General features: G+C 32.4%; 16 protein-coding genes and 1 other annotated feature. Of the genes, 5 read left to right on the top strand and 11 right to left on the bottom strand.

Annotated elements, in window-relative coordinates; translation table 11 throughout:
- Nucleotides 1-80: 80 nt before the first annotated feature.
- The 4 genes from sigI (at nucleotide 81) to TMATH_RS00840 (ending at nucleotide 3528) form a co-directional block, all read left to right on the top strand.
- On the top strand, nucleotides 81-737 hold the full coding sequence (sigI, locus tag TMATH_RS00855) for an RNA polymerase sigma factor SigI (RefSeq protein WP_013149611.1): 657 nt from the start codon (nucleotides 81-83) through the stop codon (nucleotides 735-737).
- Entirely contained in the window at nucleotides 734-1888 is a 1155-nt protein-coding gene (locus tag TMATH_RS00850; RefSeq protein WP_013149610.1) for an anti-sigma factor domain-containing protein, read from the top strand. Before sigI ends, TMATH_RS00850 begins: the two co-directional genes overlap by 4 nt.
- Nucleotides 1889-3145, top strand: a complete 1257-nt coding sequence (locus TMATH_RS00845) for an S-layer homology domain-containing protein (RefSeq protein WP_013149609.1) — start codon at nucleotides 1889-1891, stop codon at nucleotides 3143-3145.
- Between the two features lie 146 nt (nucleotides 3146-3291).
- Nucleotides 3292-3528 carry an HPr family phosphocarrier protein gene (locus TMATH_RS00840; RefSeq protein WP_013149608.1) on the top strand — a complete coding sequence of 79 codons (237 nt, stop codon included), beginning with the start codon at nucleotides 3292-3294 and terminating at the stop codon, nucleotides 3526-3528.
- Nucleotides 3529-3568: 40 nt separating this feature from the next.
- Here TMATH_RS00840 and TMATH_RS00835 read toward each other — a convergent pair whose 3' ends face one another.
- The 8 genes from TMATH_RS00835 to TMATH_RS00800 all read right to left on the bottom strand — a co-directional run bounded on the left by TMATH_RS00835 (nucleotide 3569) and on the right by TMATH_RS00800 (nucleotide 12382).
- Complete coding sequence (locus TMATH_RS00835) at nucleotides 3569-4627, bottom strand: hypothetical protein (protein ID WP_013149607.1); 1059 nt, start codon at nucleotides 4625-4627, stop codon at nucleotides 3569-3571.
- A 69-nt stretch (nucleotides 4628-4696) separates the two neighbouring features.
- Nucleotides 4697-5518, bottom strand: coding sequence for a 16S rRNA (adenine(1518)-N(6)/adenine(1519)-N(6))-dimethyltransferase RsmA (gene rsmA, locus TMATH_RS00830; RefSeq protein WP_013149606.1), 822 nt, complete (start codon nucleotides 5516-5518; stop codon nucleotides 4697-4699).
- A gap of 36 nt (nucleotides 5519-5554) precedes the next feature.
- A complete protein-coding gene (locus tag TMATH_RS00825) occupies nucleotides 5555-6586 on the bottom strand; it encodes a resuscitation-promoting factor (protein ID WP_013149605.1) in 1032 nt (343 codons plus the stop codon).
- Between the two features lie 187 nt (nucleotides 6587-6773).
- The gene (locus TMATH_RS00820; RefSeq protein ID WP_013149604.1) at nucleotides 6774-7541 is read right to left on the bottom strand and encodes a TatD family hydrolase; all 768 of its coding nucleotides are present in this window, start codon (nucleotides 7539-7541) and stop codon (nucleotides 6774-6776) included.
- 12 nt (nucleotides 7542-7553) lie between these two features.
- Nucleotides 7554-9467 carry a methionine--tRNA ligase gene (gene metG, locus TMATH_RS00815; protein WP_083768257.1) on the bottom strand — a complete coding sequence of 638 codons (1914 nt, stop codon included), beginning with the start codon at nucleotides 9465-9467 and terminating at the stop codon, nucleotides 7554-7556.
- Nucleotides 9468-9494: 27 nt separating this feature from the next.
- Nucleotides 9495-9726, bottom strand: a binding site (T-box leader).
- 60 nt (nucleotides 9727-9786) lie between these two features.
- A complete protein-coding gene (locus TMATH_RS00810; RefSeq protein WP_013149602.1) occupies nucleotides 9787-11190 on the bottom strand; it encodes a CCA tRNA nucleotidyltransferase in 1404 nt (467 codons plus the stop codon).
- A gap of 80 nt (nucleotides 11191-11270) precedes the next feature.
- On the bottom strand, nucleotides 11271-11792 hold the full coding sequence (locus tag TMATH_RS00805) for a spore maturation protein (RefSeq protein WP_013149601.1): 522 nt from the start codon (nucleotides 11790-11792) through the stop codon (nucleotides 11271-11273).
- 5 nt (nucleotides 11793-11797) lie between these two features.
- A complete protein-coding gene (locus tag TMATH_RS00800; RefSeq protein WP_013149600.1) occupies nucleotides 11798-12382 on the bottom strand; it encodes a nucleoside recognition domain-containing protein in 585 nt (194 codons plus the stop codon).
- Nucleotides 12383-12560: 178 nt separating this feature from the next.
- Here TMATH_RS00800 and TMATH_RS00795 point away from each other — a divergent pair, with 178 nt between their 5' ends.
- Entirely contained in the window at nucleotides 12561-12812 is a 252-nt protein-coding gene (locus TMATH_RS00795) for an AbrB/MazE/SpoVT family DNA-binding domain-containing protein (RefSeq protein ID WP_012994270.1), read from the top strand.
- Nucleotides 12813-12847: 35 nt separating this feature from the next.
- On the opposite strand, the gene TMATH_RS00790 is transcribed toward TMATH_RS00795, so the two are convergent.
- The 3 genes from TMATH_RS00790 to TMATH_RS00780 form a co-directional block, all read right to left on the bottom strand.
- Nucleotides 12848-13717, bottom strand: a complete 870-nt coding sequence (locus TMATH_RS00790) for a cation diffusion facilitator family transporter (protein ID WP_013149599.1) — start codon at nucleotides 13715-13717, stop codon at nucleotides 12848-12850.
- 136 nt (nucleotides 13718-13853) lie between these two features.
- Entirely contained in the window at nucleotides 13854-14672 is an 819-nt protein-coding gene (gene rsmI, locus TMATH_RS00785; RefSeq protein WP_013149598.1) for a 16S rRNA (cytidine(1402)-2'-O)-methyltransferase, read from the bottom strand.
- A gap of 2 nt (nucleotides 14673-14674) precedes the next feature.
- A complete protein-coding gene (locus TMATH_RS00780) occupies nucleotides 14675-15421 on the bottom strand; it encodes a tRNA1(Val) (adenine(37)-N6)-methyltransferase (RefSeq protein WP_013149597.1) in 747 nt (248 codons plus the stop codon).
- Between the last annotated feature and the right edge of the window lie 99 nt (nucleotides 15422-15520).

The following is a 15520-nucleotide window of genomic DNA, read 5'->3' as shown; positions in this document are numbered from 1 at the left end:
TATTATAATATATAATCATTATTAATAGAATACCCTTAAAAAAATTCTGTCACTGCGAATAATATAGTGGGGTGGTTAAATTGGATATACACGCTAGAGTATACGCAGCTAAAAAAGACCCCTCTGAAAGAGAAAAATTAATTCAAGAATATACCCCCTTTATCATAAAACAATTGTCTTCATTTACAAATAGATATATAGATGAAAGAAATAGCGACGAATTAAGCATAGGCCTTATAGCTTTTAACGAAGCTATAGACAGTTTCGATAACACAAAAGGTTCATTCTTAAGCTTCTCAAGTATGCTCATTAGAAGGCGACTTATAGATTTTTTACGACAAAATCAGCAAAATACCATTCCTTTAGAACTATATGTAGAAAAAGTCACTGACTATGAGGCAGAAAATAGAAAGTTAGAAATGATTTCTTTTGTAAATTTGCTAAGTATTTACAATATAACTTTAGATGATTTAGTTAAACAATCTCCTAAACACTCAGACACCAGAAAAATAACTACAAAAATTGCTTATACAATTTGTAAAAATAACAAATTGCTAGAATATTTAAAAAACAAAAAGAATCTCCCTATAAAAGATTTAATAAGCATTTTAAAAGTAAGTCGTAAAACTATAGAAAAGCATAGGAAATACATAATAGCGCTAGTAATAATTATTTCTGAAGATTTACCTCTTCTAAAACAATACATAAGCCCCGAAAGTGAGGTGGAGAAAATATGAAAGCCGTTGTAGTTCAAAAAGAAAAAAATAAAACTTACGTAATGACTGAAAAAGGAGAATTTAAATGTTTTAAAAATTTGCAAAACGTAGTTGTAGGCGAAACTATCGAACTTAACGAGAATTTTTTAGCTTTTAAGCCTACTGCTAAAATTTTAATAGCCGCTTCTATTCTTCTCGTACTAATATTTACTATTATCAATTTTAAATCAGCAGAAGTTTACGCTTATGTGTATGTAGATATAAATCCAAGTATTGAAATTTCAATAGACAAAAATGGAAAAATAATAAATGTCCTTCCTCTAAATGAAGATGGCAAAAAAATTTTAGAGAAGCTTCCTTATAAAGGGCTTGACATCACAACTTTTATAAATCAAACGGTTGAAGAATCACAAAAATTAGGCTTTTTAAAAGATGATGATACAGTAATAATTACTACTGTTCCTATTAAAAATTCGCCATTTATAAATGAACAAATAGAAAAAGCTGTTAAAAATATTAAAAAAATAAACACAAATATTCAAATAGAAACTTTAAAATCCAATGAAGCACAAAGAGAAGAAGCTAAAAAAGAAAAAACTTCTCCTGGCAGGCTTATCCTCTGGAAAAAAGCTAAAAGTGAAGGAATAAACATACCAAAAGATAAATTAAATAGCCCTGAATTTTTTAAAGAATTAAAACAAGCTTACGCAAAAATAAAAGAAAAAAATGAACAAACAAAAGCAACGACTATGCCTCAACTTTCTCCAAGTCCATCTAAATCCAAAGTTATTACAGATAAAATCCTTAAAACAATTGAAAAAGATCTTTCTAAGGAAAAAACTACTCAAACTATAAAAAATGTAAAAGACAAAGAAGTAAAAAGCCAAAACAATGAAGTAAAAAAAGATGAAAATAGCGATAATAAGTCTAACCAGCAAGGTAAGGGAACCGAAAAAAATGCACGATCAAAAAGCGATAACACTAATAACGTTCTTACTCAAAAAGAAAAAAATGAAGTAAAACCAGCTTCTGATGATAAGGAATTAGATACTTCAGATAAAGCCATTAATGAAAATACTTACAAAAATGTTAAAGACACAAAAAACTACCCTCCAAAAGATGACAAAAAAGACGAAGAATATAATGAAGAAATTAGGGAGGTGAAAGAGTAAATGTTAAGCAAATCTCGACTTTTTGTTTCAATAATTATAATCTTTTCACTGTTGTTTTACACAACAGCATATGCTAAACTCCAGCCAAAATACTCTTTTGATGACATTAAGCAATTTACATGGGCTCTAAAAGCAATTGAAAAAATGTATGCAAAAGGTTTTATAAAAGGAGTTGGAAACAAAAAATTCAACCCTTCAAAGCCTGTCACTCACTTAGAAGCATTAGTAATGATTTTACGGACAATAGGTTATGAAGAACAAGCTAATAAAATAAGTGAACTACCTAAAGAGTATAAAGGCCCAAAACTTAGTTGGGGACAAGGCTTTATTACGCTGGCATACCAAAAGGGCATATTAACTTATGACGAGTTAAAAAGGTTTAATCCAAATGATAAGGCAAAAAGATACGAAATAGCAAAATATTTAGTTCGCGCTTTAGGCTTGGAAGACCAAGCTCAGCAAAATATGAATAAAGTTTTGAACTACAAAGATTGGGATAAAATTCCTAAAGACTCCATAGGTTATATGTACGTAGCAGTAGAAAATGGTCTCATCAAAGGAGATGGAGAAAAACTCAAGCCAAACGAATCCATCAAAAGAATAGAAATGGCTGTCTTACTTGAAAGACTTGACAAAAGTGTACAAAATGACCTCAATGGCCGTGACGTAGTTGGTTCTATTTATGCGATAGATAGCAATACCATAACTGTAAAGGTTGATGATGGGCTAAAAACCTTTAATGTATTAAAAAATGCGCCAGTTTACAACGGAAATGAGTATGTAGGAATAGATTATCTAAAGCCCGGCTATCAAATAAGATTAATATTAGATTCCAAAAATAATATAATATTTGTGGAAGTGTTAAACAATAAAATTGAGGAAGTGATTCCTATAGAACTTAAAAAAGTCACAAACCCTCCTGAAAAAGTATTATCAGCTGTAGAATCTATTAAAGATAAGCCTGTTGTTAAATTAGTAAAAGAAAATGGGATATTTTATATAATTGCAACGCGTGGTATGATGCGAACAGGCGGATATATTGTAAATATACAAAAGGCTCAAATAACAAAGGCATCAGAGGAGGCCATATTGGAAGTTGAAGTAAAATATATAGACCCTTCTCCTGATACAATTGTAATACAAGCTATAACTTATCCTTATGACATAAAAAGTTTTACGTATGATGGTAAAATTACACAAATAAGTGTTAAAACAGATAAAAATATAAATGTTTTTGTTGATATGAACTTAGAGTGAATGCTAAATAAAATCCCTCATTTGAGGGATTCTTATTTTTGAAAACAATTACTAAATTAAGCATGAAATTTTTGTGAAAAAAGCCAATTGATAAAAGTTCACAAATCATATACGATAAAGTTAAATCCAGAAAGGGGGAATTATCCGTGAAAGAAATAAAAATTAAGTTGACTTCCATCGAAAGTGTCAAAAATTTTGTAGAAAAAACTTCAAAATATCCTTTCGACATAGACGTGACTTCTGGCCGCTATGTAATAGATGCAAAATCAATAATGGGCCTTTTTAGCCTTAATTTAGAAAATGTCCTTACAGTAATACCTCACACAACTGACGAAGAAAGTTTGAAAAAATTAGAAGAAGATTTAAAAGAATTCATAGTATAAGTAGTATAAAAATAAAAGCGTAGAGACTACGCTTTTATTTTTAGATAAGAGGCGGTGGAGTTGGTTCTATAGGCACTGCAATCTGTCCTGTCTTCGCATCAATATGCAAAATCCAATATCCCTCATCCCTCGCGCCTCTTAAATTTTCTTTAACTGGCTTCCAAACCACAAATCCCGTCATACCACCAAAAGGCTGGTCTGCAAGAGTAAAAAATCCTGGCATTCCATATACAATATATTTTAATTCACCCTTTTCATCATTTACAAATCCCACAAGATAATGGTCAAAACCTCCCTCCCTATAACCCGTCTTAACTTTCCACCATCTATAGCCTTCAAAATTTTTTTCAAAAGGCTCTACTTCCTCCAAAAAACTCACTATATTGTTAACATATTCTCTTAAATATTTTATATATCCTTCCTCTACTTCCTCCTCAAAATTAAAAGAAGTTTCAGGTTGTTGTGTATCAGAAGAATCTGTCAATGCTTCAGAAGTTTCTTCAAATGCAGGAGTCTCAGATTGAACCTCTTCCAAAACATTTTGTGAAGTTTCACCTTTTTCAGTTTCATTCTCCGTACTTTCATAACCCTGGGGTGTCGCAGTTTCAGTTTCCTCCTGCTTAATTTCTCTATCATTCTTATCACTCTTCTCTGCTGGTGTTTCTTCTTCTTTTACCTTTGATAAATATTTTTTATAAACAACCTTCCAGTTTGTGGTTTTTTTGTTTATAACAGATGCCAAAGGTACTAAAGTTTTTATGCCATCATGGGCTTCTATAAATGCTACAGAAAATTCCTCCCAACTAATTCCCGAATCTTTTACGTCATCTCCATTGAAAGTCCATTCTCCTCCACCACGCCCTTTATCATCTACTTTTATTGCTCCAAAATCTACAACAGTAACTTCTCCATTGCTTTTCAATAATTTTACATTATAGGAATAAGCAGGATTGAGATTTTGCAAAGCCGCTGTTATTCTTCCTCTGTTCCCTCTAAATTCCACTTTTAAATAACCTGAAACTTCCTTTCCCTCAATAGAACATCCTCTATCTTCTTGATTGAAGACAACATAAAACCTTTTATATATGTTTATTGGCATTTATTCTTCCCCCTCATTTATCTTAAATATAACTTTGCAATATATATTATGAAAAGAGGGAGATTATTATTACTGCTTTGTCAAATCATAAATAACATTTGCCAAAACAGCAAACTCCTCTATGCTAAGAGTTTCTCCTCTCCTTTGAGGGGATAAATTTGAAAGAGTAAAAGCTTTATCTATAATTTCTTTTGGAAACCCTAAAGTTTTTAAAGCATTGGACAAGACTTTTCTCCGTTGCCCAAAAGCAGCTTTTACCACGTTGGAAAATAACTCTTCGTCCTTTACCTCAACTAAAGGGTCGTCAAGTATCTCTAATTTAACTAAAGAAGAATCTACTTTAGGTGGAGGAACAAAAACAGTAGGAGGTAAGTTAAAAAGCATTTTAGGTTTTGCTTTAAAATTTGCAAAAACTGTGAGTATCCCATAGTCCTTAGTACCTGGCAGAGCGCAAATCCTTTCAGCAACTTCTTTTTGTACTAACACAGTTATTTCTTTTACAAATTTACAATCTAAAAGCATCATTATTATAGGAGAAGTTATGTAATAAGGAAGATTAGCAACTACTTTAAAAGGTTTCCCTTCAAAATATTCATTAGCTATTTTATTTAAATCTGCTTTCATTATATCCTCATTTATTATAATTACATTATCGTAAATGTTAAGTTTTTCTTTTGCTACGGCATAAAGTTCTCTGTCAATTTCAAAAGAAATTACTTTTTTAACCCTTTTAGCCAACTCTTCTGTCAAAGTCCCTAATCCTGTTCCAATTTCTAGTACAAAATCTTCAGGAATAACTCCCGAAGCAGTCACAATTTTTGTTAAAATATTTTTGTCAAACATGAAATTTTGTCCCCATTTTTTCTTTACATTAACCCCTTTTATTTTCATAGCCCCACCTCAAAAAATAAGACAGGTAAACCCTGTCTACTTTAAAATATAAACTTTAACATATCGTCTTCCCCATCTCATTACTTCTTCACGGGTTGGAAAATAGACGTCAATTTTATTACCTTTTATAGCTCCACCTGTATCTGCAGCAATTCCAAAACCATACCCTTCTACGTACAACTTCGTTCCCAAAGGTATAACTCTGGGGTCTACAGCTATTACTCCCCTTGTAGCTTTTATACCAGTAGCTGTTATTCCATAATTTGGATCACCAGGTTTTTTACCAGTGCTATCTTCACTGCTGTCATAAGCTGTAGCTACCATAGTTCTAACTTCTCTATACCTAAAAGTCTCCCCTCTTGAAGTGGTAAAAATTCCTAATGTTCCTATATGCACAATTTGATTAACTGGATTTTTTATTATCTTCTCTTTTATTATATTTTTTGCTACCTCTTTGCCATTCTTATAAATAACTTTCATCACAATCTGCTTTTTCCCAACTTCTCCTTGTTGAACTACTCTTACTTGCCCTCTTTCCATATTGTCATTTTTTACTGTCTCTGTTTGATATGGTATATCTACTTCTTGAGTAACAATTTTCTCTGTAACTTTTGTAACGTCGATGTACATGTACCTAAAAACAGGCGTATCTAAACTCATATTTACCTTATCTTGGGGGCCTAAAGTTATACTATTTTGTTGAAGTACTTCTTTTACATTAGATGCAGCAGTGTAAATATTTTTTGCTTTTCCACCCACACAGATAGTAATAGGAACTGCTCTTTTGATAGTCACCTTCATACCGTTTTTTAAAGCAGTGTCTAAAGAAGGTGTTACTACATCTTCTTTTTTTAGTTTGATTCCTTTCTCTTCTAACAAATCTTTAACTGTTGATTTAAATGTTGTAACAACTATTTTTTTATCTTCATCCTGAAGGGTTATTTCCTTTTCTAAGCTTGCGTATGTTATAGCTCCGACAACTAATAGGAGTACGACAGTCAACGTTAGAAGAGCAACTGGTTTTTTAAATATTTCACCAAGTCGCTTTCTAAAATCGTCTGTATCCATCCAACAACCTCCTGTTAAAAATTTAATTTAGGGGAGTCGTAAGTAATTTTAATCTAATTAGATTGATTTGTCAAACTTTTATACACAATTTTTCTTTTATGGTGAAATTAAACTTAATGATATTATACGCATCTTTTTGGATTTTAATACCTCCCCTAAAAACCAAGAGGTTGTTTTTTTTAAATTTTTATTTGATAGGGATATTAAAAAGTTTTATGGCATTTTCCGCAGTAATCCTAGAAGCCTCCTCATAAGGTATTCCTCTTAATTCTGCTATTTTTCCTGCTACAAATTTCACATACACCGGTGTATTCCTTTTTCCTCTATAAGGCTCAGGAGTAAGATAAGGGCTATCTGTCTCAATTAAAAGTTTTTCGATGGGGACAGCTTTTGCTACTTCTTTTGGCTTTTTTGCATTTTTAAATGTCACAGGTCCCCCTAAAGAAATGTAGAAGTTCATTTCAATTACTTGAAAAGCCATTTCAACACTCCCTGAATAACTGTGAAAAACCCCTCTTAAATCTTTCGTCCACTCCTTTTTTAGTATATCTAATATATCTTCATGAGCATCCCTATCGTGTATTATTATTGGAAGATTAAGCTTTTTTGCAAGCCTTATTTGCTTTGTGAACACCTCTTTTTGAAACTCTTTAGAGGGTTCATCGTAATAATAATCTAAACCTATTTCTCCTATTGCTACAACTTTTTGCTGTAAAGCTAGCTTCTCTATTTCTTCCACTTTGTCAAATTCCTTTTGTGCATCATGAGGATGAATTCCAACAGAAGCGTATATAAAATCATAGTTGTGAGCTAGCTCAATGGACTGTTTTGAAGTTAAGAGATTAGACCCCACATTTATTAAAAATGTGAGGTCTTTTTTACATTCTTCAATAATTTCTTCCCTATCTTTGTCGTATTTCTCATCTTCAAGATGAGCGTGAGAATCCACCAACAATTTTATCACTCCTTAGCTTATCTTTGCCCCACTTTCTATATCCCTGTCTACCGTAAGAAGAGACATTTTTCCTTCGATAGATGCTGCTAAAAGCATTCCTTGAGACTCTATACCCATTAGTTTCTTTGGCTCTAAGTTATATACAATAATTATTTTCTTTCCTACAAGCTCTTTAGGAGCATAATGGCGACCAATTCCTCCCACAATTTGTCTTATTTCTTCTCCCACTTTAAGCTTCATCTTTATAAGTTTGTCAGAACCTTCCACTCTTTCTGCTTCTAAAATTTCAGCTACTCTCAACTGAATTTTTGCAAACTCTTCAATAGTGATGTAATCTATCTTTTTCTCTTCCTTTGCTTTTTCTTCTATAGCAACCAATTCCTTCTTTACATCTATCCTTGGGAATATAATTTCTCCCCTTTTCACTTTTGTGCCTTCCTTTAACAGGCCAAATTTTAAGCTTTCCCAAGTAGTTAAATTCTCTTCTACCCCTAACTGCTCGAAGATTTTTTTTGGAGTATTGGGCATAAAAGGAGATATAAGTACTGCAATAAACCTCAAAGCTTCCGTCAAATTATATAAAACTGTACCTAATCTTTCCTTTTTGCTTTCATCTTTAGCTAAAACCCAAGGCATCGTTTCATCGATATATTTATTCGCTCGTCTTACTAATTTCCATATTTCAATTAAAGCGTTGGAAAACTGAAGTTTATCCATATACTCCTCAACGGTTTTCGGCAGATTCTGTGCAGTAGTTATAAGGTCATCATCTACCTCTTCTTTTTGTGAAAGTTTTGGCAGAATGCCTCCAAAGTATTTTTCAATCATTGTAACAGTCCTACTCAGCAAATTTCCAAGGTCATTGGCAAGGTCTGAATTTATTCTATTTATCAAAGCTTCATTAGAAAACACTCCATCTGCCCCAAAAGGAACTTCTCTCAAAAGAAAATATCTTACAGCATCTACACCATATTTACTAACCAGCTCTTTAGGGTCTACTACATTACCTTTAGATTTTGACATCTTGCCTCCTTCCAGTATAAGCCAGCCGTGTCCAAACACTTTTTTAGGAAGAGGTAAATCTAAAGCCATAAGCATTGCTGGCCATATTATTGTGTGGAACCTCATTATCTCTTTTCCTACCAAATGCACATCTGCTGGCCAGTATTTTTTAAAATCATCGTCATTATCTGTAGAATATCCTAAGGCAGTTATGTAATTGGACAAAGCATCTATCCAAACATAAATCACATGCTTTGGGTCAAAGGGTACCTTTATACCCCAGTCAAACGAACTCCTTGAGACAAACAAATCCTCCAAACCTGATTTTATAAAGTTTATCATTTCATTGCGCCTTGACTCCGGCTGTATAAAATCAGGATGTTCATCATAATATTGCAACAGCCTATCCCCATATTTAGACAATTTAAAAAAATACCCTTCTTCTTTTACCCTTTCTACTGGTCTACCACAGTCTGGGCATTTCCCGTCTACAAGCTGGCTTTCTGTCCAGAAAGATTCGCAAGGAGTACAGTACCATCCTTCATATTCACTTTTGTATATATCTCCTTTTTCATACAATTTCGTGAATATTTTTTGTACTATTTCCTCATGATATTTATCAGTTGTGCGAATAAATTGGTCATAACTTATATCCATTATTTTCCATAAATCTTTTATCCATTCAACTATCCCGTCTACATATTCTTTAGGAGACATCCCTTTTTCTTTGGCTATTCTTTGAATTTTTTGCCCATGTTCATCAGTACCAGTCAAAAATTTGACATCATATCCGGTAAGCCTTTTAAATCTTGCCATCGCATCTGCAGCAACAGTAGTATATGAATGACCAATATGTAATTTATCACTGGGATAATAGATAGGCGTTGTAATGTAAAAAGTCTTCTTCATATCCACCCTCCTCATTTTTGTAAATAAAAAACTCGCCTCCACATAAGGGGCGAGATTATCGCGGTACCACCCTTCTTCACATGCACCTCACAGCACATGCCTCATAGAGTGCTAACACACTCTTACCCTATAACGGGAGTTCCCGGTAAAGCCTACTAGCCTTCGGCAGTACGGCTCCGGAGCCATCTTCAAAAGCCCAAACTTTATCGGTTCGCACCTCGCCCGACTCTCTGTAAAAGTTCAAGCTTTTTACTCTTTCCTTCATTGCCTTTTACTATATCTATTTATTCTTTAATATACCCTTTATAAAAAGTATTGTCAACTACTTTTTCTGTTATACCTTTTCTATTTTCATTCTCTCCTTTACAAATTCAATCGCATCGTTTTTATCTTGGATTTCTCCGTAAAATCTATTTTTCCTTATTTCATACAAGATTTGTCCTAATTTTTCCCCATCCTTTACATCAAAATTTATTATTATATCCAGCGGTGAAAGTAATGGTTTTTCTGTTTCTTTAAATTCTACATACCTTTTTAAAAGTCTGGTGATAAAATCTGTAAACTTTGGTATCTCTTCCTCTTTGCCTAAATTAAGCCTTGTAGCAGTAAAATCAGCCTGAGATAAAAGTAAGATAGCTATCGAATCATCTTTTAGTTCAGAAAAAAATCTAAAAAGAGATTTATTGGTTGGTCCGCCATTTACATAGTACATCAAAGGCTTCATATGATAAAGAACAAGTTTTTTAAGCAGAGAAGATTCTTTTTTGGGCATTCTCATTCTTGAAGATATTTTTTTTACAATTTCAGCACCTTTTATTTCATGATTATAAAAATGAACTCTATTTTCAGTATCAATGTATAAAGCTTCTGGTTTACCTATGTCATGAAAAAGAGCACCAAGCTTTATTATGTCTTTTACTTTGTTATCAGAAGAAAGTTTTCTATTTAAATATTCCGCCACTACATCATATACGCCTTTGGGAAATCTCATAGAATTTATTATATTTTCGTATTCTTCTACGGTCTTTAGTGAATGTATCCAAGCATTTGTAAGGTGATAATAGCACTTCCCTACTTCTTTCATTTTAGCAACTTCTTCAAATATATTTTCCATAAGTTTTAAATCTTCCATCATTCTTAAATATTTGTGAGAATTCTTCTCTTTTAAAATTATAAAAATTTCATTCATTATTCTCTCTGGCGCTACTTGTTTTATAAGCTCTGCTTCTTCTCTTATTTTAGCCTTTGTAGCCTCATCAATATCAAATTTATAAGTCGCAGCAAATCTCACAGCTCTCAAAGCCCTTAAAGGGTCTTCTTTAAAAGTCATCACACCAACATGCTTTATTTTCCTGTTTTTTATGTCCGTCACCCCACCAAAAGGGTCAATAATATATTCAAATTCAAAATAATCTGTCAGTTTTATAGCCATAGCATTCATTGTAAAGTCTCTATGAGCCAAATCGATGTATATGTCTTCACCTTTTAAATTAGTAAAATCTAATATTTCATCTCTTACCACAACCCTATATGTGCCTTTTTCCGCCATAAAAGGCACAAAAGTACCACCCAATTTTTCTGCCACTAATTTGGCAATTTTCTCTGCATTTTCCTGAACTACAAAATCATAATCTTTAGCTTCTCTATTTAAAATCCTGTCCCTTATGTATCCCCCAACAATATACAAATTATGTGCTTCTTTTCCCAATTTTCTTATTAATTTTGGTATTGTCGCCACAAAAAATCATTCCTTTCATGTTAAAAGACAAAACAACATTACATTATATAGTATAACAAAAGTGAAAAAGTGTACAAGTATTAAAAAAATAATCTGCTATAAAATACACAAGAAAGTATTGCGATAATATCTGCAAAAATTCCAGAAATAACAGAATGTCTCATCTTTTTTATTCCCACTGCCCCATAGTAAACGGCAAGAACATAAAAAGTAGTCTCGGTAGATCCGTACATAGCAGAAGCCATTTTTCCAATTAGAGAATCGACACCATGAGTTTTCATAATCTCAGCTGCAATCCCCAAAGCACCACTTCCCGAAAGAGGCCTTATTAAAGCAAGAGGCACAAGCTCCTGTGGCATGCCTATCTTATTTGTAAAAGGCATTAAAAATTCCCCCAATAAGTCAAGGGCGCCTGAGGCTCTTAATACACCTATTGCCACAAGCATTGCTACAAGAGGTGGAAATATTTTTATAACTACAGAAATTCCTTCTTTTGCCCCATCGACAAACACTTCATACACTTTGACATTTTTTATGATTCCATAAAAAGGAATAACAAAAACAAGTATGGGAATAATCCATTCAGATATAATTTTTATCATTATTTTCACTCCTTAAATATAGGCATTTTTTCAAGATGTTTATTCAAAATAAGGCCTGCCACAAGTGCAGTACTAGTTGAAAGTACGCTGACAATCACAAAGTCCGCAGGATTTTGTGCTCCTAAGGAAGCCCTTATTCCAATCATTACTGCAGGTATAAGCTGTACTGAAGATGTGTTTATCACTAAAAAACGGCACATTGCATTTGAAGCACTGTCTTTTTTATTAAGCTCTTGAAGGTATTCCATAGCTTTTATTCCAAAAGGAGTCGCTGCATTACCTAATCCTAACATATTTGCCGATATATTCATTATTATTGCCAAAATAGCAGGATGGTTTTCTGGAACATCTGAAAAAAGCTTTATGATTATAGGTTTTAGCAATTTTGCAATAATATCTGTAAGACCTGACTTATCTGCAATTTTCATTATCCCAAGCCACAAAGCCATTACACCGACTAGTCCTATCGAAATAGTAACTGCACTCTGGGCTGAATCAACTATAGCTTTGGATACTTCTGCCATTCTGTCATTTATTATTCCTATTAAAATTCCTATTGCTATCATAAAAAACCATATGTAATTTATCATATTATATCCCTCCAATATTACCAAAAAAACCTCATTTTTAAACTTTTCTCTTATGTAATAAAATTTATGTTATTAACCTTAAAAAATTCCAAAAAAGGTGTTGACTTATTTTTCAAAACTTGGTATTATTATAAGTGAAGTTAAGTTGTCGAATTTTGTAACTCAGGAGGGGAGAAAAATGTTGAAATCCACAGGTATTGTAAGAAAAGTAGACGAATTGGGAAGGGTAGTAATACCAATTGAGCTCAGGAGGACACTCAACATAGCAGAGAGAGACGCTCTTGAAATTTATGTTGATGGAGAACAAATAGTCCTCAAAAAGTACGAGCCTGCTTGCATTTTCTGTGGCAATGCTGAAAATGTAATAAACTACAAAGGCAAAAATATATGCAAAAATTGCCTTGCAGAGTTAAAGAAATCTGTAGACTAATAGCAGGAAAAATAATAGGAGGGTCCATCCTCCTATTATTTTTTCTCTTCTTTTTTTCCTTCCGGTTCTATATGGATTATCACGTGTGAATCAGGGAATTTATCCATTATTTGTTTTGAAACTTTATGGGATAACTCATGGGCTTCTACTATGTTGTAATTTCTGTCTACTCTCACATGAACATCTACCTCTCTCTTAGTGCCGGATTTCCTCGTCCTTAGTTTATGGAAACTGGTAACTTCAGGATTAGCTTTTATTATGTTCTCTATTTCTTTGACCTCCTCATCAGGTAGACTGCTATCTGTCAAATCTTTTAAAACTTCCTTTGTCAAATCAAATGAAGTTTTTATAATAATCAACGCAACAAAAATGGATATAATGGGGTCTAAAATGGCTAATTTAGTAACTTTTATAATTACAAGCCCTGTAGTAACTCCTAACGAAGTAAATACATCCGTCAATAAATTCGTTGCATCTGCCTTTAAAGCAATAGAATTCTCTTTTTTAGATACTTTAAACAAAGTGTATGAAACAATTCCTTTTACAAAAGATACAAACAACATAACTGCAATTCCCATTTCTAATTTCTCTACATACGTGCCAGCAATTATTCTTCCAACAGCTTCATATATAATAAGTACAGCAGCAAAGAATATTAAAATAGCCTCTATAAAACCAGAAATGTTCTCATATTTATTGTGTCCGTAAGGATGGTCTTCGTCTGCTGGTTTTACTGATACTCTTATCGAAAAAAAAGCAATTATACTGGCTATTAAATCTATTGAAGAATCTACAGCTGCCGAAATTACCACCATTGAATGCATTAACACTCCCGCAACCAGTTTCATAATTATTAATGCGCTATTAGAAATCATAGATAATAACGCTGCTTTCTGTTTATCCATGGCATCCTCCAAATTATCAATTGAAATTTAACCTATTGATATACATTATATTTGATTCCTAAAAAATAGTCAAATATTATTAACGTAAAGTATTGAAAATCAAATTCAATTGAAAATGGTAATTATCCCCAACTCTCTATTTTTTTCCTATAATAAGTTTATACATTTGACTTTTTGGTATTCCCAATTCTTTAGCAGCTCTTTTAATCGCCTCTTTTTTATTCATTCCTCCCTCAAGGTATTTTTGAACTAATATTTCTGGTTTTTCTTCAACTTGTTGTTTTTGCGCTCCTTCAATAATTAGTACAATTTCACCTTTTATTTCATCTCCCAATTTTACCAAAACCTCATCTACTGTCCCTCTTATGAACTCTTCATGGATTTTAGTAAGCTCTCTTGCTATAACAACCTTTCTATCAGCTACATAAGATTTCAATTCATGAAGAGTTTCCTTAAGACGGTGAGGAGCTTCATAAAGTATAATAGTTCTTTCTTCCTTTAAAATACGGTTTAGTATTATTTTTCTTTCTTTGCTTTTTGTTGGTAAAAAACCTTCAAAGACAAAAGAAGAAGTATCTAATCCTGAAGCAACCAAAGCAGTAATTGCAGCAGTTGGACCCGGTAATGGTACAACTTTTATATCTTCTTCTATGCAAAGTTTCACAAGGTCTTCCCCAGGATCTGAGATTGCCGGTGTACCTGCATCTGTAACCAAAGCAATTGACTTTCCTTTTTTCAATTCCTCTATAAGTTTTGCCCCTTTTGTCTTTTTGTTATGTTCATGGTAACTGGTAAGAGGTTTTTTTATATCAAAATGATTTAAAAGTTTAAGAGTTTGTCTCGTGTCTTCCGCAGCTATAATATCAACTTCTTTTAAAATTTTTAAAACTCTTAAGGTTATATCTTCTAAATTACCAATAGGAGTAGGGCATAGATATAATATACCATAATCCATTTCTACCCCTCCTCTAATTTCTCTTTCGAGTATATTTCTACAATTTCTTTTGTATACTCCCCGTTTTTTTCATACACATAAAGGGAAGGCAATATATTTAAACCTGGTTGAGAACCTTTTTTAGATTCTATTAGAAGAAGATTGGGCTTACTATCTACATAAGGATATACAAATCTTAATTTTTTAGGTTCTAAATTGTATTTTCTTAAAAAATACAATATGTCAACTAATCTTTCTGCTCTATAAACCATAAAGAATTTTCCCCCAAATTTTAGAAGTTTTGAAGCAGCCTTTATAAATTCCTCAAGTCCTCCATATATTTCGTATCTCGCAATATTTTCAGATTTTCGTTTTTTATCAAACCCTGCTTTTACTGGCATATAGGGAGGATTTGAAGTAACTATATCAAATTTTTCATATCCTAGTGTTTTTTCTATCCCTCTTACATCACCTTGTATTATTTTTATTCTTTTTTCCATATTATTAATAACTACACTTCTTGTAGCCATATCTGCCATATCTTCTTGTATTTCAACACCATAAATAAATGTATCATAAGTTTTAGCAGCAATTAATATAGGTATTATGCCAGTTCCACACCCTAAATCTACAATTTTATCTCCTTTTTTAGCAGTAACAAAATTAGCAAGCAATACCGCATCCATTCCAAATTTAAATTTATCCTTGTGTTGAATTATAACTAAATTTTTTAAATTTAATTCGTCTAATCTTTCTCCATCTTTCAACATTCTATCACCTCTACAATATTCTCGATTTATTTTATCACAAATATCAAAAGTTTTTATTAACTTTTTAAATACGTATTGAAAATTAAAGTAGTGCACAGT

The organism is Thermoanaerobacter mathranii subsp. mathranii str. A3 (assembly GCF_000092965.1).
Taxonomy (GTDB): domain Bacteria; phylum Bacillota; class Thermoanaerobacteria; order Thermoanaerobacterales; family Thermoanaerobacteraceae; genus Thermoanaerobacter; species Thermoanaerobacter thermocopriae.
The sequence above is the reverse complement of the archived record's forward strand: the minus strand, read 5'-3'. Positions and strand labels throughout refer to the sequence as shown.

Coding starts and splice junctions, on each gene's coding strand:
- TMATH_RS00795 (WP_012994270.1), top strand. CDS start 12,561: ATGTTGAAATCCACAGGTATTGTAAGAAAAGTAGACGAATTGGGAAGG.
- TMATH_RS00825 (WP_013149605.1), bottom strand. CDS start 6,586: ATGGATACAGACGATTTTAGAAAGCGACTTGGTGAAATATTTAAAAAA.
- TMATH_RS00845 (WP_013149609.1), top strand. CDS start 1,889: ATGTTAAGCAAATCTCGACTTTTTGTTTCAATAATTATAATCTTTTCA.
- rsmA (WP_013149606.1), bottom strand. CDS start 5,518: ATGAAAATAAAAGGGGTTAATGTAAAGAAAAAATGGGGACAAAATTTC.
- metG (WP_083768257.1), bottom strand. CDS start 9,467: ATGAGGAGGGTGGATATGAAGAAGACTTTTTACATTACAACGCCTATC.
- TMATH_RS00790 (WP_013149599.1), bottom strand. CDS start 13,717: ATGGATAAACAGAAAGCAGCGTTATTATCTATGATTTCTAATAGCGCA.
- TMATH_RS00780 (WP_013149597.1), bottom strand. CDS start 15,421: ATGTTGAAAGATGGAGAAAGATTAGACGAATTAAATTTAAAAAATTTA.
- rsmI (WP_013149598.1), bottom strand. CDS start 14,672: ATGGATTATGGTATATTATATCTATGCCCTACTCCTATTGGTAATTTA.
- TMATH_RS00850 (WP_013149610.1), top strand. CDS start 734: ATGAAAGCCGTTGTAGTTCAAAAAGAAAAAAATAAAACTTACGTAATG.
- TMATH_RS00805 (WP_013149601.1), bottom strand. CDS start 11,792: ATGATAAAAATTATATCTGAATGGATTATTCCCATACTTGTTTTTGTT.
- TMATH_RS00835 (WP_013149607.1), bottom strand. CDS start 4,627: ATGCCAATAAACATATATAAAAGGTTTTATGTTGTCTTCAATCAAGAA.
- TMATH_RS00800 (WP_013149600.1), bottom strand. CDS start 12,382: ATGATAAATTACATATGGTTTTTTATGATAGCAATAGGAATTTTAATA.